The 20,423-nt window shown below is 73.3% G+C and carries 20 protein-coding genes and 1 rRNA gene; 3 read left to right on the plus strand and 18 right to left on the minus strand.

Going from position 1 to position 20,423, the window contains the following annotated elements; all coding sequences use genetic code 11:
- The 10 genes from ACQ1X7_RS15265 to argC form a co-directional block, all read right to left on the minus strand.
- A 16S ribosomal RNA gene (locus tag ACQ1X7_RS15265) occupies positions 1 to 64 on the minus strand; the annotation flags it as partial.
- A 352-nt stretch (positions 65 to 416) separates the two neighbouring features.
- On the minus strand, positions 417 to 1,004 hold the full coding sequence (locus ACQ1X7_RS15270) for a DNA-3-methyladenine glycosylase (RefSeq protein WP_432479078.1): 588 nt from the start codon (positions 1,002 to 1,004) through the stop codon (positions 417 to 419).
- Positions 994 to 2,412: an argininosuccinate lyase gene (gene argH, locus ACQ1X7_RS15275; protein ID WP_432479079.1), complete on the minus strand. Its 1,419-nt coding sequence runs from the start codon at positions 2,410 to 2,412 to the stop codon at positions 994 to 996. The genes ACQ1X7_RS15270 and argH overlap by 11 nt, the downstream gene beginning before the upstream one ends.
- Entirely contained in the window at positions 2,412 to 3,845 is a 1,434-nt protein-coding gene (gene argG, locus ACQ1X7_RS15280; protein ID WP_432479080.1) for an argininosuccinate synthase, read from the minus strand. Before argG ends, argH begins: the two co-directional genes overlap by 1 nt.
- Before the next feature lie 34 nt (positions 3,846 to 3,879).
- Entirely contained in the window at positions 3,880 to 4,413 is a 534-nt protein-coding gene (locus ACQ1X7_RS15285) for an arginine repressor (RefSeq protein ID WP_432479081.1), read from the minus strand.
- A gap of 2 nt (positions 4,414 to 4,415) precedes the next feature.
- Positions 4,416 to 5,339, minus strand: a complete 924-nt coding sequence (argF, locus tag ACQ1X7_RS15290; RefSeq protein ID WP_432479082.1) for an ornithine carbamoyltransferase — start codon at positions 5,337 to 5,339, stop codon at positions 4,416 to 4,418.
- On the minus strand, positions 5,336 to 6,490 hold the full coding sequence (locus tag ACQ1X7_RS15295) for an acetylornithine transaminase (RefSeq protein WP_432479083.1): 1,155 nt from the start codon (positions 6,488 to 6,490) through the stop codon (positions 5,336 to 5,338). The genes argF and ACQ1X7_RS15295 overlap by 4 nt, the downstream gene beginning before the upstream one ends.
- Positions 6,487 to 7,416 carry an acetylglutamate kinase gene (gene argB, locus ACQ1X7_RS15300; RefSeq protein WP_432479084.1) on the minus strand — a complete coding sequence of 310 codons (930 nt, stop codon included), beginning with the start codon at positions 7,414 to 7,416 and terminating at the stop codon, positions 6,487 to 6,489. Before argB ends, ACQ1X7_RS15295 begins: the two co-directional genes overlap by 4 nt.
- Positions 7,413 to 8,564, minus strand: coding sequence for a bifunctional glutamate N-acetyltransferase/amino-acid acetyltransferase ArgJ (argJ, locus tag ACQ1X7_RS15305; protein WP_432479085.1), 1,152 nt, complete (start codon positions 8,562 to 8,564; stop codon positions 7,413 to 7,415). Before argJ ends, argB begins: the two co-directional genes overlap by 4 nt.
- Complete coding sequence (gene argC, locus ACQ1X7_RS15310; protein WP_432479086.1) at positions 8,561 to 9,598, minus strand: N-acetyl-gamma-glutamyl-phosphate reductase; 1,038 nt, start codon at positions 9,596 to 9,598, stop codon at positions 8,561 to 8,563. Before argC ends, argJ begins: the two co-directional genes overlap by 4 nt.
- Before the next feature lie 99 nt (positions 9,599 to 9,697).
- Here argC and ACQ1X7_RS15315 point away from each other — a divergent pair, with 99 nt between their 5' ends.
- The 3 genes from ACQ1X7_RS15315 to ACQ1X7_RS15325 are packed head-to-tail and all read left to right on the plus strand — an operon-like array spanning position 9,698 to position 12,368.
- Entirely contained in the window at positions 9,698 to 10,501 is an 804-nt protein-coding gene (locus tag ACQ1X7_RS15315; protein ID WP_432479087.1) for a maleylpyruvate isomerase family mycothiol-dependent enzyme, read from the plus strand.
- Positions 10,502 to 10,525: 24 nt separating this feature from the next.
- Positions 10,526 to 11,494, plus strand: a complete 969-nt coding sequence (locus ACQ1X7_RS15320) for an SDR family NAD(P)-dependent oxidoreductase (RefSeq protein ID WP_432479088.1) — start codon at positions 10,526 to 10,528, stop codon at positions 11,492 to 11,494.
- Between the two features lie 7 nt (positions 11,495 to 11,501).
- A complete protein-coding gene (locus tag ACQ1X7_RS15325) occupies positions 11,502 to 12,368 on the plus strand; it encodes a hypothetical protein (protein WP_432479089.1) in 867 nt (288 codons plus the stop codon).
- A 9-nt stretch (positions 12,369 to 12,377) separates the two neighbouring features.
- Here the strand turns inward: ACQ1X7_RS15325 and pheT are convergent, their stop codons facing one another.
- The 8 genes from pheT to ACQ1X7_RS15365 all read right to left on the minus strand — a co-directional run bounded on the left by pheT (position 12,378) and on the right by ACQ1X7_RS15365 (position 20,381).
- Positions 12,378 to 14,861: a phenylalanine--tRNA ligase subunit beta gene (gene pheT, locus ACQ1X7_RS15330; RefSeq protein WP_432479090.1), complete on the minus strand. Its 2,484-nt coding sequence runs from the start codon at positions 14,859 to 14,861 to the stop codon at positions 12,378 to 12,380.
- Position 14,862: 1 nt separating this feature from the next.
- Positions 14,863 to 15,960, minus strand: coding sequence for a phenylalanine--tRNA ligase subunit alpha (gene pheS, locus ACQ1X7_RS15335; RefSeq protein ID WP_432479091.1), 1,098 nt, complete (start codon positions 15,958 to 15,960; stop codon positions 14,863 to 14,865).
- Between the two features lie 290 nt (positions 15,961 to 16,250).
- The gene (locus tag ACQ1X7_RS15340) at positions 16,251 to 17,333 is read right to left on the minus strand and encodes an ATP-binding protein (RefSeq protein WP_432479092.1); all 1,083 of its coding nucleotides are present in this window, start codon (positions 17,331 to 17,333) and stop codon (positions 16,251 to 16,253) included.
- Positions 17,334 to 17,337: 4 nt separating this feature from the next.
- Complete coding sequence (locus ACQ1X7_RS15345; protein WP_432479093.1) at positions 17,338 to 18,150, minus strand: TrmH family RNA methyltransferase; 813 nt, start codon at positions 18,148 to 18,150, stop codon at positions 17,338 to 17,340.
- Between the two features lie 5 nt (positions 18,151 to 18,155).
- Positions 18,156 to 18,539: a 50S ribosomal protein L20 gene (gene rplT, locus ACQ1X7_RS15350; protein WP_432479094.1), complete on the minus strand. Its 384-nt coding sequence runs from the start codon at positions 18,537 to 18,539 to the stop codon at positions 18,156 to 18,158.
- 58 nt (positions 18,540 to 18,597) lie between these two features.
- Positions 18,598 to 18,792 carry a 50S ribosomal protein L35 gene (gene rpmI / locus ACQ1X7_RS15355; RefSeq protein WP_432479095.1) on the minus strand — a complete coding sequence of 65 codons (195 nt, stop codon included), beginning with the start codon at positions 18,790 to 18,792 and terminating at the stop codon, positions 18,598 to 18,600.
- Positions 18,793 to 18,879: 87 nt separating this feature from the next.
- Complete coding sequence (gene infC, locus ACQ1X7_RS15360) at positions 18,880 to 19,602, minus strand: translation initiation factor IF-3 (protein WP_432479096.1); 723 nt, start codon at positions 19,600 to 19,602, stop codon at positions 18,880 to 18,882.
- A 266-nt stretch (positions 19,603 to 19,868) separates the two neighbouring features.
- Positions 19,869 to 20,381, minus strand: a complete 513-nt coding sequence (locus tag ACQ1X7_RS15365; protein ID WP_432479097.1) for an SseB family protein — start codon at positions 20,379 to 20,381, stop codon at positions 19,869 to 19,871.
- Between the last annotated feature and the right edge of the window lie 42 nt (positions 20,382 to 20,423).

Raw genomic sequence — 20,423 nt, forward strand, 5'->3', positions numbered from 1 at the left:
CGACTTGCATGTGTTAAGCACGCCGCCAGCGTTCGTCCTGAGCCAGGATCAAACTCTCCGTAGAAAACCTACAAAAAACAATCCCGACAACAAACCCTGACAAAAAGCCAGAATCATCATCAAAACCCAAACAACAACCAACCCAAACAGGCCAGCCATTGACAGGGCACACAAATCAATTCATCGACTAAATGACACACTGTTGAGTTCTCAAACATCAGACACGCTCAACCCAACCCTCACGGGCCGGTGTTGGGGCAACCTGCAAAAACTTACCGGTCGCGCTCCGGCCCGTCAACTCGGGGCCGCAGCCATCCGTCGCTGCGCGGATGACCCCGTCCGGGGTCGCGTGCGCAACGAGGATCAACTCTAGCAGCGCCCGTGCCGGCCTCTCAAATCCGATCCCGCCGGCCCTCTCACGGGCGGCCACGGGGCGCTGCGGGCCGGTAGCTGCTCACGCTGCGCTCCCCCGGGATCCAGAACCGCCAGGGCCGGTCGGGGGCGCCGCGGAGGCCGACGCGCGGCCCGGCCTCGACGTGCCGGACCGGCTCGCAGGCCACCAGGGTCAGCGGCGGGACCGACAGGTCGGCACCGTCGTGCTCCCGGTCGATCGCGAGCGCGCGGCACAGCCGGGCCGGGCCTCGGGCGAGGTCGCGGTCCGGGGCACCCGGCCGCCGCGCCCGGGCGACGTCGAGCCCCGCGACGACCTCGCCGGCCCGCAGCAGCACCGCGCTCGCGCGACCCTCCGGGCCGGCGACGACGTTGCAGCAGTGGTGCATGCCGTAGGTGAAGTACACGTAGAGGTGGCCGGGGGGCCCGAACATGACCGCGTTGCGCGCCGTGCGGCCGCGGTAGGCGTGGGACCCGGGGTCGTCGTCGCCGTCGTACGCCTCGACCTCGGTGAGCCGGAGCGCCACCTCGCCGTGGCGGAGCACCGCTCCCAGCAGCCGGGGCGCGACCTCCAGCACGTCGCCGCCGAGCAGCGCACCCAGGTCAGTCGCCACGGTGCCCCTCGATCGACGCGGTGAGCTCCGCGAGCTGCTCGCGCACCCGCTCGGGGGCGGTGCCGCCGCGGCCGGTGCGGGAGCCGACCGAGCCCTCCACCGTCAGCACCTCCCGGACGGCAGGTGTCAGCTGCGGTGCGATCGCCGCCAGCTGGTCGTCGGTCAGCTCGGCGAGGTCGACGACGCCGAGCTCCTCGCAGCGGCGTACGCACGCACCCGCCAGCTCGTGGGCCACGCGGAACGGCACGCCCTCGCGGACCAGCCACTCCGCGACGTCCGTGGCGAGGGAGAAGCCCTGCGGCGCGAGCTCGGCCATCCGGGCGGCGTTGAACCGCAGCGTCCCGACCAGCCCGGTCATGGCGGGGAGCAGCAGCTCGAGGGTGTCGAGCGAGTCGAAGACGGGCTCCTTGTCCTCCTGGAGGTCCCGGTTGTAGGCCAGCGGCAGTCCCTTGAGCGTCGCGAGCAGGCCGGCCAGGTTCCCGACCAGCCGGCCCGCCTTCCCGCGGGCGAGCTCGGCGATGTCCGGGTTCTTCTTCTGGGGCATAATGCTCGACCCGGTCGACCACGAGTCGTGCAGCTCGACGAAGTCGAACTCGCGGGTCGACCAGAGGATCACCTCCTCGGCCAGCCGGCTCACGTCGACGCCGATCATCGCGGTCACGAAGGCGAGCTCGGCCACGAAGTCCCGGGACGACGTCCCGTCGATCGAGTTCGCCGCCGACCCGGAGAAGCCGAGCTCGGCCGCGACCAGCTCGGGGTCCAGCCCCAGGCTGGAGCCCGCCAGCGCTCCGGAGCCGTACGGCGACTCGGCCTCGGTACGACGCCGCCAGTCCTCGAGCCGCCCGACGTCGCGCAGCAGCGGCCAGGCGTGCGCCAGCAGGTGGTGGGCCAGCAGCACCGGCTGCGCGTGCTGGAGGTGCGTCCGCCCGGGCATGATCACGTCGAGGTGGCCGCGCGCCTGCTCGGCCAGCGCCTCCGCCAGGTCGAGCACCATCCCCTGCAGCGCCACCGAGTGGTCGAGCAGGTAGGACCGGAACAGGGTGGCGATCTGGTCGTTGCGGCTGCGCCCCGCGCGGAGCCGGCCGCCCACCTCGGGCCCGACCTCGTCCAGCAGCAGCCGCTCCAACGCACCGTGGACGTCCTCGTCGGACGGTGCGGGACGCAGCTCGCCGTCGGTGCAGCGCTGCGCCAGCACGTCGAGCCCCCGGTGGATCTCGGCCTCCTCGGACTCGGTGAGGAAGCCCGCCGCGCGCAACGCCTTGGCGTGGGCGTGGGAGCCCGCGATGTCGTAGAGCGCCAGTCGCCAGTCGAAGTGGGTGGAGCGGGACAGGGCCTCCAGCTCGGGCGAGGGCCCGCCCGCGAACCGGCCGCCCCAGAGCGCGCCCTCGTTCGTCCTCCGGACCGACATCAATCCGTCCCGTACTCCATGGCGGCATGGTCCAGCGCCTGGTCGCTCTCGTCTGCCTCGGCCGCGGGGTTGCGGGCGATCCGGTCACCACCGCCGCGCTCGATCTCGCCGAGCAGCGCTCCGTTCTCGACGAGCACCTGGCCCTCGTCGAGCGGCTGGGCGGCGTACTGCTCGAGCTTGAAGCGGGAGTCGGCGATGTCGAGGTTGCGCATGGTCAGCTGGCCGATCCGGTCGGTCGGGCCGAACGCGGCGTTCTCGGTGCGCTCCATCGACAGCCGGTCGGGGTGGTAGGAGAACGCCGGCCCGTCGGTGCGCAGGATGGTCCAGTCCTCGCCCCGGCGCAGCCGCAGCGTCACCTCGCCGGTGACGAGCGAGGCGATCCAGCGCTGGATCCCCTCCCGGAGCATCAGCGCCTGCGGGTCCAGCCACCGCCCCTCGTAGAGCATCCGTCCGAGCCGGCGGCCCTCGAGCGCGTAGTTGGCGAGGGTGTCCTCGTTGTGGATCGCGTTGAGCAGCCGCTCGTAGGCGATCCAGAGCAGCGCCATGCCCGGCGCCTCGTAGATGCCGCGCGACTTGGCCTCGATGATCCGGTTCTCGATCTGGTCGGACATGCCGAGGCCGTGGCGGCCACCGATCGTGTTCGCCTCGTGGACCAGGGCCACCGGGTCGTCGTACGTCGTGCCGTTGATCGCGACCGGACGACCACCGCGGAAGCGGACCGTGACGTCCTCCGGCTCGATCGCCACGGCCGGGTCCCAGAACTTCACGCCCATGATCGGCTGGACGGTCTCGAGCGAGACGTCGAGGTGCTCGAGGGTCTTGGCCTCGTGGGTGGCGCCCCAGATGTTGGCGTCGGTGGAGTAGGCCTTCTCCTGGGAGTCGCGGTAGGGCAGTCCGCGCTCGGTGAGCCACTGGCTCATCTCGTGCCGGCCGCCGAGCTCGTGCACGAACTCCGCGTCCAGCCACGGCTTGTAGATGAGCAGCTCGGGGTTGGCGAGCAGGCCGTAGCGGTAGAACCGCTCGATGTCGTTGCCCTTGAACGTGGAGCCGTCGCCCCAGATGTCGACGCCGTCCTGGTGCATCGCGCGGACCAGCAGGGTGCCGGTGACCGCGCGGCCGAGCGGGGTGGTGTTGAAGTACGCGCGGCTGCCGGAGCGGATGTGGAATGCGCCGCAGGTCATCGCGGCCAGGCCCTCCTCGACGAGGGTGCGCTTGCAGTCGACGGCGCGGGCCAGCTCGGCGCCGTACTGGAGGGCGCGGCCGGGGACGCCGGAGATGTCGGGCTCGTCGTACTGCCCGATGTCGGCGGTGTAGGTGCAGGGGACGGCGCCCTTCTCGCGCATCCAGGCGACGGCGACGGAGGTGTCGAGGCCGCCCGAGAAGGCGATGCCGACCCGTTGGCCGGCGGGAAGGGAGGTCAGGACCTTGCTCACGGAAGGGGATTCCTCACTGGTTCGGGGTGCCGGCTCAGCCGGCGGGAGGATGGGACTCGGCCAGCGCGAGGAAGCGGCGGGCGAGCGCCTCGCCGCCCGCGGGTTCGCGTCCGATCACCAGGACGGTGTCGTCGCCCGCGATCGTCCCGAGCACGTCGGGGAGCGCGGACTTGTCGAACGCGCTGGCCAGGAACTGGGCGGCACCCGGCGGGGTCCGCAGCACCACCAGGTTGGCGGTGGCCTCGGCGCTGACGAGCAGCTCGTTGCACAGCCGGGCCAGCCGCTGGGCGGTGGCGGCGCTCATGCCGGGTGCCGCGGGTCGTCGGTCCCCGCCCTCGCCCGGGACGGCGTACACCAGCGCGCCGGAGGCGCCGCGGACCTTCACCGCCTGGAGCTCGACCAGGTCGCGGCTCAGCGTCGCCTGGGTCACGTGCAGGCCGCTGGCCGCCAGCAGGTCGGCGAGCTCGGTCTGCGAGCGCACCTCACGCGTGGTCACCAGCTGCACGATCCGCTGGTGGCGGGCGTTCTTGGTCGTGGGGCGCAGCGCGGTGTCGAAGCTGTCGGTCATCGTCATCCCTGCCCCAGCAGCCAGGCGAGGATCGCCTTCTGGGCGTGGCGGCGGTTCTCGGCCTCGTCCCACACCACGGAGCGCGGGCCGTCGATCACCCCGGCCGCCACCTCCTTGCCGCGGTAGGCCGGCAGGCAGTGGAGGAACAGCGCGTCGTCCGCGGCCTCGCCGAACAGCTCCTCGGTCACGGCGTACGGCGAGAAGGTGGTCGTGCGGGCCTCCGACTCGCCCTCCTTGCCCATCGAGACCCAGGTGTCGGTGACCACCGCGTCGACCCCGGCCACGGCCTCGTGGGCGTCGTGGGTGAGCGTGATCGAGCCGCCGGTCGTGGCCGCGAGCTCCTCGGCCCTGGCGGCGGCGGCCCCGCCCGGGAGATAGCCCTGCGGTGCGCCGATGCGCACGTGCATCCCGGCGGTGGCGCCCGCCAGCACCCACGAGTTGCCCATGTTGGAGGCACCGTCGCCGACGAACGCGACCGTCTGGCCGGCGAGGGCGCCCCGGTGCTCCTGCAGGGTCAGCAGGTCGGCGAGCAGCTGGCAGGGGTGGAAGTCGTCGGTCAGCGCGTTCACGACCGGGACCCCGGCGTGGGCCGCCATCTCGTCCAGCGACGACTGGGCGAAGGTGCGCCACACGATCGCGGACGCCTGCCGGCCGAGGACCCGCGCGACGTCGGCCACCGACTCGCGCTCGCCGATCCCGGCCAGCCGCCCGTCGACCAGCATCGAGTGACCGCCGAGCTCGGCGATACCGGAGGAGAACGACGCCTGGGTGCGCAGCGTCGGCTTGTCGTAGATGGTCGCCACCGTGAGCGGGCCGGCCAGCGGCTGGCGCTGGTGGGGCGCGTGCTTCATCTCGGCGGCGAGCGCGAGCACCTCGGCCTGCTCGTCGGGGCCGAGGTCGTCGTCACGCAGGAAGTGGCGGGTCATGCCGGCACCTCCGCGATCTCCGGCCAGGCGGCGCCGAACGCCGTCAGGTCGGCCTCGGCCACGGTCAGCGGCGGCGCGAACCGCAGCCGCGCAGGCCCGGTGTTGTTGAGCAGGTAGCCGCGGTCCTGGGCCCGGGTGACCACCTCGGCGGCGGTCTCGGCGGCGAGCTGGGCGCCGAGCAGCAGCCCCCGCCCCTCGACACCGGTGACCTGAGGGACCGCGGCCACCGCGTCCCGGAGCTGGGCGCCACGCGTCGTGGCCGCCTCGAGCAGTCCCTCCTTCTCGATGGTGTCGAGCACGGCCAGCGCGGCCGCGCAGGCCACCGGGTTGCCGCCGAACGTGGTGCCGTGGCTGCCGGGGCCGAGCAGCGCGCCTGCGTCCCCGAACCCGACGCACGCGCCGATCGGGATCCCGCCGCCGAGGCCCTTCGCGAGGGTCACGACGTCGGCCCCGAGCACGGTGTCGTGGGCGAACCACTCCCCCGTCCGGCCGATGCCGGTCTGCACCTCGTCGAGCCACAGCAGCGCGCCGTGGTCACGGGTGATCCGGCGGGCGTCGGCGAGGTAGCCCTCGGGCGGGACCACGACCCCGGCCTCGCCCTGCACCGGCTCGAGCACCACGGCGGCGGTCTCGTCGGTCACCGCGGCTGCCAGCGCCTCGGAGTCGCCGTAGGGGACGAACGTCACCTCACCGGGCAGCGGCTCGAACGGCTCCCGCGCGGCGGGCTTGTGGGTGAGCGCCAGCGCCCCGACCGTCCGGCCGTGGAAGGCGCCCTCGGCGGCGACCAGGTGGGTGCGACCCGTGCGGCGGGTCAGCTTGAACGCCGCCTCGTTGGCCTCGGTGCCGGAGTTGGTGAGGAACACGCGGCCGTCGGCGCCGAGCAGCGACAGCAGCCGCTGGGCCAGCTCCACCTGGGGGCCGGTGGTGAAGAAGTTGGAGACGTGGCCGAGGGTCCGCAGCTGGGTGGTGACCGCCTCGACGAGCGCGGGGTGGTCGTGGCCGAGCGCGTTGACGGCGATGCCGCCGAAGAGGTCGACGTACTCGCGCCCGTCCTCGTCCCACACGTGGGCACCCTGGCCCCGCACCAACGCCAGGCGCGGAGGGCCGAAGGTGTTCATCAGGGCGCCGGCGTACTGGTCTCGCAGGGTCATCCGTGAGCCTTCCTGATCTTGGTGGGGACGCCGGGGAGCACCTGGGTGCCGACGCCCTCGTCGGTGAAGAGCTCGAGCAGGACGGCATGCGGCTCGCGGCCGTCGACCACGGTGGCCTTGGCGACGCCGCCGCTGACGGCCTGCAGGCAGGCCTGCATCTTGGGCACCATCCCGCTGGCCAGGGAGGGCATCAGCTCCGAGAGCGCCTCGGGACTGATCTCCTTGATCACGTCGTCGCTGTCGGGCCAGTCGCGGTAGAGGCCCTCGACGTCGGTGAGGACCAGGAGCTTCTCGGCGCCCAGCGCGATCGCCAGGGCGGCGGCCGCCGTGTCGGCGTTGACGTTGTGGACGGTGCCGTCGGCGTCGGGGGCGACGCTCGAGATGACCGGGATCCTCCCGGCGTCGACCAGGTCGCGCACCGCCTCCGGACGGACCGAGGCGACCTCGCCGACCAGGCCGAGGTCGACCTCCTCGCCGTCGACGATGGTGTTGGCGGGCTTGGCGGTGAACAGACCGGCGTCCTCACCCGAGAGGCCGACGGCGAGCGGGCCGTGCTCGTTGACCAGCCCCACCAGCTCGCGCTGCACCTGGCCGACCAGCACCATCCGGACCACGTCCATGGCCTCCGGGGTGGTGACCCGTAGCCCGCCCCGGAACTCCGACTCGATCCCGAGCCGGTCGAGCATCGAGGAGATCTGGGGCCCGCCGCCGTGGACCACGACGGGGTGGAAGCCGGCGAAGCGCAGGAACGCGATGTCCTCGGCGAAGGCCTGCTTCAGGGTCTCGTCGGTCATGGCGTTGCCGCCGTACTTCACCACCACGACCTTGCCGTGGTAGCGCTTCAGCCACGGGAGGGCCCCCGCGAGGACGTGGGCCTTGGACGTCGCGACCGCGTGGTGGTCGCCGAGGCGGATGGTGTCGTTCATGAGCTGTAGGCGCTGTTCTCGTGGACGTAGGCGTGGGTCAGGTCGTTGGTCCAGACGGTGGCCCGGGCGTCACCGGCCTTGAGGTCGACGGTGACGCTGACCTGGCGCCCGTCGAGGTCGACGGTCGCGGGGTCGGCCGCCGGGGTGGAGGACCGGCACACCCAGACCCCGTTCATGGCCACGTCGAGGTCGGCGGGGTCGAACGCCGCCCCGGTGGTGCCGATCGAGGCCAGCACCCGTCCCCAGTTGGGGTCCTTGCCGAACACGGCGGCCTTGAACAGGTTGCTGCGGGCGATGCTCCGGCCGACGTCGACCGCGTCGTCCTCGGTCGCGGCGCCCAGGACCGTGATCGCGATCTCGTGGTCGGCGCCCTCGGCGTCGGCGAGCAGCTGCATCGCGAGGTCGGTGCACGCACGGGTCAACGCGTCGGTGAGGTCGCCGGTCGCCGGGGTGATCCCGCTCGCCCCGCTGGCCATCACGGTGACGGTGTCGTTGGTCGACATGCAGCCGTCGGAGTCGAGCCGGTCGAAGCTCACCCGGGTGGCCGCCCGCAGGGCCTTGTCGAGGTCCGCTGCGTCGACGACGGCATCGGTGGTCAGCACCACCAGCATGGTCGCGAGCTGCGGGGCCAGCATGCCGGCGCCCTTGGCCATCCCGCCCACCGACCAGCCGCCCCCGTCGACGACGACCTGCTTGCTGACCGAGTCGGTGGTCATGATCGCGGCGGCGGCGTCGTCCCCGCCGTCCGCGCCGAGGCCGGCGTACGCCGCGTCGACGCCGGCGAGGACCTGGTCGCGGTCGTTGGCCAGGCCGATCAGCCCGGTGGAGCAGACGACCACGTCGACCGCGCCGATGCCGAGGTGGCCCGCGACCTGCTCGGCCACCGCGTGGGTCGTCCGGAAGCCGTCGGGGCCGGTGTAGCAGTTGGCGCCGCCGGAGTTGAGGACGACCGCGCGGACCACGCCGTCCTGGACGACCTGCTCCGACCAGAGGACCGGGTTGGCCTTGCAGCGGTTGGCGGTGAAGACGCTGGCCGAGTCGTGGCGGGGGCCGTCGTTGACGACGAGTGCGACGTCCTTGGCGCCGGTGCTCTTCAGCCCGGCGGCCACCCCGGCGGCCCGGAAGCCAGCGGGGGCGGTGACGCTCACGGTGCCAGTCCCACGGTCGAGAGGCCGGTGGTCTCCCCCAGCCCGAGGGCGAGGTTGAGGCACTGCACGGCCGCGCCGCCGGTGCCCTTCGCCAGGTTGTCGACGGCACCGACGGCGACCAGCCGGCCGGCGGCCTCGTCGACGGTGACCTGGAGGTGGACCGCGTTGGAGCCGAGGACCGACTGGGTCTGCGGCCACTGGCCCTCGGGCAGCAGCCGGACGAACGGCTCGTCGGCGTACGCCTTCTCGTACGCCGCCCGCGCGTCGTCGGCGGTGACGCCGTCGGCGAGCGGGGCGGAGCAGGTGGCGAGGATGCCGCGCGACATCGGGACCAGCAGCGGCGTGAAGCTGGCACCGACCGTGCCGCCGGCGACACGGGACAGGTTCTGGACGATCTCCGGGGTGTGCCGGTGGACGCCGCCGACCCCGTAGGCGCTGGCGCTCCCCATCACCTCGCTGCCGAGGAGGTGCGGCTTGGCCGCCTTGCCGGCGCCGCTGGTGCCGGACGCGGCGACCACGACGACGTCGGGCTCGACGAGCCGGGCGGCCAGGGCGGGGGCGGTCGCGAGGGTGGAGACGGTCGGGTAGCAGCCGGGCACCGCGATCCGGGTCGCACCGCGGAGCCGCTCGCGCTGGCCGGGCAGCTCGGGGAGCCCGTAGGGCCAGGAACCGGCGTGGTCGCCCTCGTAGAAGCGGGCCCACAGCGCGGGGTCCTCGAGCCGGTGGTCGGCCCCGCAGTCGATGACGACGGTGCCCGGTGAGGCGCTGCCGAGCCGGGCGGCGATCGGCCCGGACTGGCCGTGGGGCAGGCCGAGCACGACGACGTCGTGCCCGGCGAGGGTCTCGGGGGTGGTCGGGGCGAGGACCCGGGCGGCGAGCGGGCCGAGGTGGGGCTGCAGCACGCCCAGGGACTCGCCCGCGTTGGACCCGCCCGTGAGGGCGCCGATCTCGACGTCGGGGTGGCCGAGCAGCAGCCGCAGCACCTCCCCACCGGCGTACCCACTGGCGCCGGCGACGGCGACGGTGACTGGCATGTGCATGACCATACAGCGCAACGCATGACGACGCACGCCGGGGTCGGTGGGCGAAATCCACGGGTGCACCGACGGCCCGGAGGTGGCAACGTTCGGGGCATGACCCGTCTCTCCTTCGAGCAGTACCTCGGCCACCTCGAGACCGAGTCGCGACGCTTCCGAGACGTGCTGGCCGACTGCGACCCGAGGGCGCGGGTGCCGAGCTGCCCGGACTGGAATGCGGCCGACCTGCTGTGGCACCTCGGCGCGGAGGTGCAGGACTTCTGGGCGTGGGTGGTGACCAACCGCCCGAAGCATCCCCGCGAGGGCCACCAGGAGCCCACCCGCCCCTCGTCGTACGACGAGCTGCTGGCGCTCTTCGACGACCGGTCGGCGGCCCTGGTGTCGGCCCTGCGGGACGCCGACCCCGCCGACGAGGCCTGGACGTGGGCCTCGGAGCAGACGGTGGGCTTCACCTTCCGCCGGCAGGCCCACGAGGCGCTGATCCACCGGGTCGACGCCGAGCTGGCCGCCGGCGCCACCCCGGCGCCGATCGACCCCGCCCTGGCGACCGACGGCGTCGACGAGGTGCTGGCCGTGATGTACGGCGGCGGCCCCGCCTGGGGCACCTTCAGCGGCCTGCCCCACTGGATCCGGGTCGACGTCACCGACACCGGGGAGTCGGTCTGGGTCCAGCTGGGCCACTTCTCCGGGACCGACCCCGACGACGGGACGGTCTACGACGAGGAGGACATCGCGGCCGTCGACGCCCCCGGCGTCGAGCCCGACGCCGTGATCAGCGCCCCGTCCGACGTGCTGCTGCTGCGGTTCTGGCGCCGCGGCGACGGGGCCGACATCCACCTCGCGGGCAACCTCGAGATCGTCGACCGGTTCCGGCGGGTCATCCACCAGCCGATCACCTGAGGGCCCGCTGCCTACAGTCGGGGCATGACGACGTCACGCCTGGAGTCCCTGGTCGACAACGCCCTCGACCGGACCATCGCTCCCGGCTACAGCCGGGTCGGGTACGCCGTCCGGCGCCGGCTGCCGGGCTGGCCGGCCGACCCGGAGCCCGGCGCGCTGGACGGACGGCACGCCGTCGTCACGGGGGCGTCCTCGGGGCTCGGCACCCAGACCGCCCGTGAGCTCGCCGGGCTCGGCGCCCACGTCCACCTCGTCGTGCGCGACGCGGCGAAGGGCGAGGCGGTCCGGGCCGGGCTCGCAGCAGAGCACGGCGACTCCTTCACCCTCCACGTGTGCGACCTGGCCGACCTCGCCGCGGTGCGCAGCCTGGCCGACGACCTGGCCGCCGCCGACCTGCCGCTGGCGGCCCTGGTCCACAACGCCGGCGCCCTGCCGGCCACCCGCACCGAGTCACCGCAGGGCCACGAGCTGACGATGGCGCTGCACGTCCTCTCCCCGGTGCTGCTCACCGAACGGCTGCTCGCCGGACTCGCCGGCCACGGCACCCGGGTCGTGATGGTCACCTCCGGCGGCATGTACGCCCAGCGGCTCCGCGACGACGACCCCGACTACGTCCGCGACGCCTACTCCGGCACCACGGCGTACGCCCGCAGCAAGCGCGCCCAGGTCGAGCTGCTTCCGGTGCTGCAGCGACGGTGGGAGGCCCTCAGGGTCTACGCGACCCACCCCGGGTGGGCCGACACGCCGGGCGTGCTGGAGTCGCTTCCGCGCTTCCACGCGATCACCGGCCCGGTGCTGCGCGACCTGCACCAGGGCGCCGACACGACCGTGTGGCTCTCCGCGGTGGAGCCGGCACCCGAGGGCGGGACGCTCTGGCACGACCGGCGGCAGCGGCCGGTCGCGCTGACCCGCAGGACCCGCAGCACGCCCGACCGGGTCGAGCGGATGTGGGAGTGGGTCGCCACGAGCCTGGACCTCCCCCGGGAGCCGTGAGCCGGCCATGACCGCGGGGGCGGCGAGGCTCGCCGCGGCGCGGGTGGCGGAGGTCGCCGACTCCCCGACGGCCCGGCTGGACCTGCTCGCGTCCTCGTACCTCCCCCTGCCGGGCAGCCCGCCACTGCACCGGCGCTACCGGCGGGCAGCCACGGCGTTCATGGGCTGGCAGGTCGACCGCGGTCTGCTCGACCCGGTCGACCGCGAGCGCCCGGGCAGCCCGTGGTGGCGCGCGGTGAACGGCCGGCTGCTGCTCGACACCTGCGAGGCGCGGCTGCTCGTCCTCGGTCATGCGGGACCGCCCTCCTCGGCGAGCGTCGCGGTGTCGGCCGACTTCGCACGGCAGCCGTCCGTGGAGCGGTGGTACCGGGCCCACAACACGACGATCGTCACCGCCTATCTCGAGCACCGCGAGCTCGCCGAGCGCGAGAACCGGGTGGAGCGCTTCTTCCTCAACCTGGTGCTCGTCCGGCTGCTGTACGCGCACGCGCTGGTGGCGGCACCCCGGCTCGCCCTCGCCCGGCTGGCGCCCGCCGCGCGCTGGCTCGGTGACCCGCGGCGCGCCATGACCGGACTGTTCCTGTCGGTGTCGCGTGTCCTGCCGGACACCTACCCCCTGTCCGGCGACCTCGACGACTACATCGCAGGCGAGCACACCGTGGGACGGCTCCTCGACCTGGGCGTGGTCTCACCGCGCCTCCCCGCGCTGTACGAGTGGTCCGCCGCGGAGCTCGGGATCCCCGACCTGCGCGAGCTGGTGAGCGGGTCCACGCCGGCGTACGCCTGGGAGGCGTCCGACCGGGAGCCCTGGACCCCCGCACCGACCCGCCTGGTGCGGATCATCCGCCGGGCACTCCCGCCGCCCACCCGCTGACGGAGGTGGTCAGCGCTGCACGGCGCCGCAGCGCTCGGCCGCCAGGGCGACCGCGGCGTCGCGGGCCGCGGCGGCCTCGCCCTCGGTGAGGGTGCGGTCGGGGGCGCGGAACCGCAGGGCGAACGCGAGCGACTTCTGGCCCTCGCCGACCTGGCTGCCCGTGTAGACGTCGAACAGGCGCACCGACTCCAGCAGCTCGCCGGCCCCCTCCCGCAGCGCCGCCTCGACCTCGGCCACCGTCACCGAGGCGTCGACGACGAGCGCGACGTCCTCCTTGGCGACCGGGTAGTGCGAGAGCGACGGCGCCACCGTGTCGTCGGGGGCCAGCTCGAGCAGCCGGTCCAGGTCGACCTCCGCCGCGACGGTGCGTGGTGGCACGCCCCACGCGGTGCACACCCGCGGGTGCAGCTCACCGGCCCAGCCCACGACCGCGCCGCCGGCGACCACCTCGGCGCAGCGGCCGGGGTGCCAGGGAGCGCGCGTGCCCGACCGCACCTCGAGCGGGACCCGCAGCGCCTCGGCGACCTCCCGGACCGCCGCCAGGGCGTCGGACCACTCCACGTCCCGGCCCGGACCCCACCAGCCGGACGGGAGCCGGTGGCCGGAGGCCACGACGCCGAGGTGCAGCGGCTGGTCTGGCAGTCCCTTGACGAGGACCTCGAGCTCGTCGGGGCCGGGCGGAGCGTCCACCGGGAGGATCTGGGTGCCCTGGCCCGCGTGGGGCAGGGTGACGGTCCCGAGCTCGAAGAGAGCCAGGTCCGAGGTGCCCCGCCCGACGTTCCGGGCGGCCGCGTCGAGCAGGCCGGGCAGCAGGGTCGTCGTCATCGACGGCCGCTCGGACGAGAGCGGGTTGGCCAGCCGCAGCAGCCGGCGCCGCTCGTCGTCCGGCGGCAGCCCGAGCGCGTCGAGCTCGTGGTCGCCGATGAACGGGAAGCTCACCACCTCGACCAGGCCGGCCCCCGCGAGCGCCCGCCCGACCCGCCGCCGGAGCCGCTGGCGTCGGGTCAGGCCGCCGCCGCTCGGCGCGGGGGGCAGCACGGACGGCACGTGGTCGTACCCGACGACCCGGATCACCTCCTCGACCAGGTCGAAGGGGTCGGTCAGGTCGGGCCGCCACGGCGGCACCTCTGCGGTCACCAGGCCGTCCGAGACGACGACCGGGTCACACCCGACCCGGGCCAGGCAGCGGGTCACCGTCGCCTCGTCGATCGCGACGCCGGTGACCCGCTCCGGCAGGTCCGACGGCAGGGTGACCCGCGGCGGGGCCGGGGGCTCCCCCACGACCGTGTGGCCGGGCTCGACGGTCCCGCCGCCGTACGTCGTGAGCAGCTCGACGACCCGGTCGGCCGCGGCCTCGCAGATGGTGGGGTCGACCCCGCGCTCGTTGCGCTTGCCGGCCTCGGAGGTGATCCGGTGGCGGCGACCGGTGCGGAACATCGAGACGGGGTCCCAGTGGGCCGCCTCGACCAGGACGCGGGTGGTGGAGTCGGACATCTCGGTGTCCTCGCCGCCCATCACGCCGCCGAGGCCGATGATCCCGGAGTCGTCGGTGACCACGAGGTCCTCGGTGTCGAGCTCGCGGGGCTGGCCGTCGAGCGTGGTGAGCCGCTCGCCCTCACGGGCGCGGCGGACGCCGAGGGCGCCCCGGACCTTGTCGGCGTCGTAGCCGTGGATCGGGCGGCCGGTCTCGAGCATCACGTAGTTGGTGACGTCGACGGCCAGCGAGATCGGGCGCATGCCGGCCTGCCGGATCCGACGGGCCAGCCACTCCGGCGTCGGCGAGGCCGGGTCGAAGCCGGAGACCGTGCGAGCCACGAAGACCGGGCAGCCGGCGGGGTCCTCGACCCTCACGGGGAAGCCCCGGTCGTCAGCGGGCGGCACGCTCCGCGCGACCGGGTCGCGGAAGGGGGCGTCGTAGGCCAGCGCCGCCTCGCGGGCGACACCCCGCAGGGACAGGGCGTACGCCCGGTCGGGGTTGATCTCGAGCTCGATGACGGTCTCGTCGAGGCCCAGCACCGGGCGGGCGTCGTCGCCCGGCTCTCCCGCGCCGGGCGGCAGCACCATGATCCCGTCGTGGTCCTCGCCGAGGTCGAGCTCGCGGGCGGAGCAGATCATGCCGGCCGACACGTGTCCGTAGGTCTTGCGGGCCGAGATCTCGAAGCCGCCGGGTAGCACCCCGCCGGGCAGCACGACGACCACGAGGTCGCCGGGGGCGAAGTTGTGGGCCCCGCAGACGATGCCCTGGGGTTCCCCGGACCCGTTGGCGTCACCGACGTCGACGGTGCACCAGTTGATGGTCTTGCCGTTCTTCTGCGGCTCGGGCTCCATGGTCAGCACCCGGCCGACGACGAGCGGACCGGTGATCGCCTCACCGGGCTGCTCGAGCGCCTCGAGCTTGAGGCCGAGGTCGGTGAGCGACTCGGCCAGCTTGGCCGGGTCGAGGTCGTCGGGCAGGTCGACGTACTCACGGATCCAGGACACGGGGGCACGCACGTCAGATCTCCGTTCCGAAGGAGGACGAGAACCGGACGTCGCCCTCGAAGAAGTCACGCAGGTCGGCCGCTCCGGTCGCGAACATCAGCGTCCGGTCGATGCCCATCCCGAACGCGAACCCCGTGTAGCGCTCGTGGTCGATGCCACAGGCGACCAGCACGCGCGGGTTGACCACGCCGCAGCCGCCCCACTCGATCCAGCCCTCGCCCCGGCAGGTGCGGCAGGAGTCGGAGTCGACCCCGCGGCAGACGAAGCAGCGCAGGTCGACCTCGGCGGACGGCTCGGTGAACGGGAAGTACGACGGCCGGAACCGGGTCGCGATCCCCTCGCCGAACATCCGCGAGGCGAAGTGGTCGAGCGTGCCCTTGAGGTGGGCCATGGTGATGCCCTCGTCGACGACGAGGCCCTCGACCTGGTGGAACATCGGGCTGTGCGTGGCGTCGTACTCGTCGGTGCGGAACACCCGGCCCGGGCACACCACGTAGATCGGGGGCTCCTTCGTGAGCATGGTGCGCGCCTGCACCGGGGAGGTGTGGGTCCGCAGCACGAGGTGGTGGTCCGCGGGCTCGGCCCAGAAGGTGTCCTGCATGGTCCGCGCGGGGTGGTCGGGGCCGAGGTTGAGGGCGTCGAAGTTCAGCCACTCCGCCTCCACGACCGGGCCCTCGGCGACCTCCCAGCCCATCGCGACAAAGATGTCCTCGATCAGCTCGGCGCCCGTGGTGATCGGGTGCCGCGAGCCGCGCGGCGCCCGCTCGACGGGGAGCGTGACGTCGACCGCCTCCTCGACCAGCATCCGCTCCTCGTGCTCGGCCTCGAGCACCTCGGTCCGGAACGCGAGGGCCTGGGTGACCTCGCCGCGGGCGCGGCCGACCCGCTGGCCGGCCTCCTTGCGGGCCTGCGGCGGCAGCGCGCCGATCTCGCGGTTCGCCAGGGCCAGGGGTGACCGGTCCCCGGCGTGGTCGAGCCGGACCTGCTTGAGGGCGGCCAGGTCGGACGCGGCCTCGATCGCGGCGATGGCCGCGTCGCGGGCAGCAGTGACGTGCTCCTCGTCGAGGGCGGAGACCCGGACCGGGTCGTAGTCGGTGTTGGGGCCGGACATGGCTCCCTTTCGCGCGGGTGCGGACCCGCAGAAGTTTAGGGCGGGACGGACAGGCTCGACCGTGGGGTCACTCCCCGGGTCCGGCGCGGGCAGGAGTCAGGCGCGGCCGGATGACGGCTGCCGCACGCTCCCGGACCGACCGGGCCCGGGGCGCAGAAATCGCCTGCTGTGCTGCACGCCGCCAGCATACGCGACCCGGGCCGTGGGGCCGGGACCGATACTTGGACGCCGAAATCACCACTGCGAACCCGCAGACGGTGATTTCGGCGTCCACCTATCCAGGTGGGCGGTTAGTCGGGCTCCGCGGCCGCGGGCCACTCGATGACCACCCGGGCTCCCCCGTGGTCGGCGTCGCCCAGGGTGATGCTGCCGCCGTGGGCGCGGGTGAGGCCGTTGACGAGGTACATCCCGAGGCCGGAGCCACCACGGACGCCACCGGTCCAGAACTTCGTGAACACGCGTCGGCGCATCTCCTCGGGGATCCCGTCGCCCTCGTCCTCGACGACCAGCCGGATCCCGGGCTCCTCGGGGTCGTCGCGCGGGTCCAGGGTGACGGTGACGACCCCGTCACCGTGCCGGACGGCGTTCTCGACGATGTTGGTCACCACCTGGGTGAACTTGTCGGGATCGGCCCCGATCTGCGGCAGCCCGTCCGCGGGGGTGTAGTGGATGGTGCGGGCGGTGCCGGCGCGGACCGACTCGACCACCCGGCCGACCAGCACGTCGGGATCGCAGGGCCGGGAGTAGAGCGACAGCCGGCCGGTGTCGATCCGCGCCACGTCGAGCAGCTCGGCGATGAGTCGGCTCAGCCGGTCGGAGTCGGAGTGGACGGTCGTGAGCATCAGCTTCTTCTGCTCGTCGCTCAGCTTGTCCCAGCGGTTGAGCATCGCCTGCACGAACCCCTTGACCCCGGTCAGCGGGGAGCGCAGCTCGTGGGCGACGGTCGCGACCAGGTCGGACCGCTCCCGGTCCAGCCGGGCCCGGCCCCGGCCGCTGCGGAGGCTGACCGCCAGGCCGGTGATCTCGGAGCTCTCCTCGTCGCGCAGCAGCCGCGCGGTGGTCAGCACCTCCTCGCCGCCGGGAGTCAGCCAGCTCTGCTCGGGGACGCCGCTGCGGATGGAGAAGCGGGCGAAGGGCCGGTTGAGCTCGAGCCACGAGCGCCCGTCGTTGTCCTGCAGCCGGAGCACCTCGACCAAGGGCGCGCCGATCGCCTCGTCGGCGGTCACGTCGAGCATCCGGGCCGCCTGCGCGTTGACCATGGTCACCACGCCGTCGGAGGTGGCCCCCAGGATCCCGTCGGGGTAGGCATCGGCGAGCTGGCGCAGCCGCCCCCGGGAATCGCCGATGCGACTGGTCACGGGGGGCTGGGCCACGCAGTCACCCTAGTCGCGCGCGGGACGTGGCGTAGAGACAGACCGCAGCAGCGGTGGCGAGGTTGAGGCTCTCGGCCCGACCCGGGATCGGGATGGCCACCCGGTGGTCGGCGAGCGCCGCCAGCTCGGCGGGCAACCCCCAGGCCTCGTTGCCGAACAGCCAGGCGACCGGGCCCCGCACCAGCTCGTCGGCGGCGAACAGGTCGACCTCCCCGGCGCCGTCCGCGGCCAGCACGGTCAGGCCGGCGGCGCGAGCCGACCGGACCGCCGCGGCGGGGTCGGGAGCCAGCGCCACCGGCAGGTGGAACAGGCTGCCGACCGTGGCCCGGACGGTCTTGGGGTTGTAGGCGTCGACGGAGTGGCCCGCCAGCACCACGCCGGTGGCGCCGACCGCGTCGGCCGTGCGGACCAGGGTGCCGGCGTTGCCCGGGTCGCGCACGTCGGCGGCCAGGACGACGAGGTCACCGCCACCGACGACGTCGTCGACGGGGCGGTCGAGGAACCGGCACACCGCCACCACGCCGGCGGACGTGACGCTGTCGCTCAACCCGGCGATGGCGCGGTCGTCGACCAGCGTCCAGGGGATGCCGTAGGAGTCGGCGAGCCGGACCAGGGCCGGGAAGGACGTCGTGGCCGCCGGGGTGGCGAACACCTCGACCACCAGCGGCGGGCCGGCGTCCTCGATCAGGGTGCCGAGGGCACCCTCGACGGCTTTCGGGCCGTCGGCAAGGAACAGCCGCCGCTCGGCGCGGGCCGGACGGCGGCTGAGCCTGCGTGCCTCCTTGACGCGAGCACTGCCCGCGGCCAGGGGCTGCACCGGGGTCAGGAGGCCTTCGGGGCGTTGACGTCCTCGGGCAGCGCGGCCCTGGCAGTCTCGACGAGCTGGTTGAACGCCGCGGTGTCGTTGACAGCGAGGTCGGCGAGGATCTTGCGGTCGACCTCGACGCCGGCCAGGTTCAGGCCCTGGATGAAGCGGTTGTAGGTCATCCCCTGGGCCCGCGCGGCGGCGTTGATCCGCTGGATCCACAGCCGCCGGAAGTTGCCCTTGTTCTTGCGCCGGTCGTTGTAGCTGTAGACCAGCGAGTGGGTGACCTGCTCCTTGGCCTTGCGGTAGAGGCGCGAGCGCTGCCCGCGGTAGCCCGAGGCCCGCTCGAGGGTGGTCCGGCGCTTCTTGTGGGCGTTCACTGCGCGCTTGACGCGTGCCATGTCGTTACTCCTTGATCACACTGGTGGGTGGCCGTCACCGGCCACAGGGGGACGGGGGTCAGCGACCCAGCAGCTTCTTGGCGCGCTTGACGTCGGCCTTGGCGACCTCGGTGGTGCCGGACATCCGGCGGGTCACCTTCGACGGCTTGTGCTCGAGGTTGTGGCGCAGGCCGGTCTTCTGGCGACGGATCTTGCCCGACCCGGTCACCCGGAAGCGCTTGCTGGCACCGGAGTGCGTCTTGTTCTTCGGCATCTTCTTCGCTCTCTCTCTTGCGGTCTGCTTCTGGTCCGGGGTTTCGAGGCTCGGCCGCGGACGGCCTCGCACCTCAACCTCCGAGAGTCAGGCGTCGATCTCGGGGTCGAGGTTCTCGGAGCGACCCCGCTCCTTCTTCCCGCCGGGCCGGTGGGAGGCGCGGTACTCGGCCTCCTCGGCCTCGGAGGCGGCGCGAGCGGCGGCCCGGCTCTCCTTCTCGGCCTTGGCCTCCGCCTTGGCGTCGGCCTTCTTGCGGTGCGGTCCGAGGACCATGGTCATGTTGCGGCCGTCCTGCTTGGGCGAGGACTCCACGAAGCCCAGGTCGTCGACGTCCTCGGCCAGCCGCTGGAGGAGCCGGAACCCCAGCTCGGGGCGGTGCTGCTCGCGACCGCGGAACATGATCGTGATCTTGACCTTGTCGCCGGCCTTGAGGAACCGCACGACGTGACCCTTCTTGGTCTCGTAGTCGTGCGTGTCGATCTTGGGCCGGAGCTTCATCTCCTTGATGACCACGTTCGTCTGGTTGCGGCGAGCCTCACGGGCCTTCTGGGCGTTCTCGTACTTGAACTTCCCGTAGTCCATGAGCTTGCAGACGGGCGGCCTGGCCATCGGAGCCACCTCGACGAGGTCGAGGTCGGCCTCCTGGGCCAGCTTGAGTGCCTGGTCGGTCGGCACGATCCCCACGGTCTCTCCGTTGGGGCCCACGAGCCGGACCTCCGGAACCCGGATCCGCTCGTTGATGCGCAGCTCGGTGCTGATGTGTCCTCCAGTGTGCTTGGCGGTGGGTTCCTGCCTGCTCCCCCGTCCCACACCGCACGCACGGCCCGGAGACTGAAATGCAAGAAGGCTCCCGCTGAACAACAAGCGGAAGCCAGTCGCGGCACCTCACCCGGTGGTGGATGTCGCCGACCTCCACCGGCGAGCCGGTGGCTGTCGTGACCGGAACCCGACGACCTGTCGCGGTCGGTGCGGGTGGGAGACGTGCTGCTGGTGGTCCCCGCTTGCAGGATCCGTCCCTTCTCGCCCGGGTGTCCGGGAAGGTCGGGACTGATCGGTCAACGCAGAACCTTAGCGGCTCATTCCCCGGCGGGTCGAATCCAGCCGCTGCGCTCCCCCACCCGCGTGAGCCGCCAACCGGCCGCGAGGGCCTGCAGGTGGTCGCCGGTGACGGCCGCGGACGCCGGTCCTGCGAGATCGACGACGAGCGCGTCGGCGCCCTCCTGGAGGGCCGCGCGGGCTGCCAGCCGGGCGGTCACGGGGACCGGTCTCGCTCCGGAGTCCCAGCGCCGCAGCGTCGCCTGGCCGCTGAACGCGAGCAGCCCGCGCCGGCCGTCGGGTCGGGCCACCAGGACCGCCGCCATGTCACTGGTCTTGTCGCGCGCCAGCCCCTGCACGTCGACCGCGGCCTCGCCCAACACTGCGACGACGGGGACCAGCAGCCGGGCATCCTGCAGCACGCCGAGCACGTCGGCGAGGCCGACGGTGCTCGCGGCGTACGACGTGAGCGCGGTGGTGAGCGCCGGGTCGGCCGAGCCGTCGTCGTCGCCGAACCCCGGGTCCGGGATCACACGGGCGCGCTCGTCGGTCACCGTCCCATTGTCCCGTGGTCTCCGCCCCGGAGCGGTGCGGGG

The organism is Nocardioides sp. GXQ0305 (assembly GCF_050880345.1).
GTDB lineage: Bacteria > Actinomycetota > Actinomycetes > Propionibacteriales > Nocardioidaceae > Nocardioides.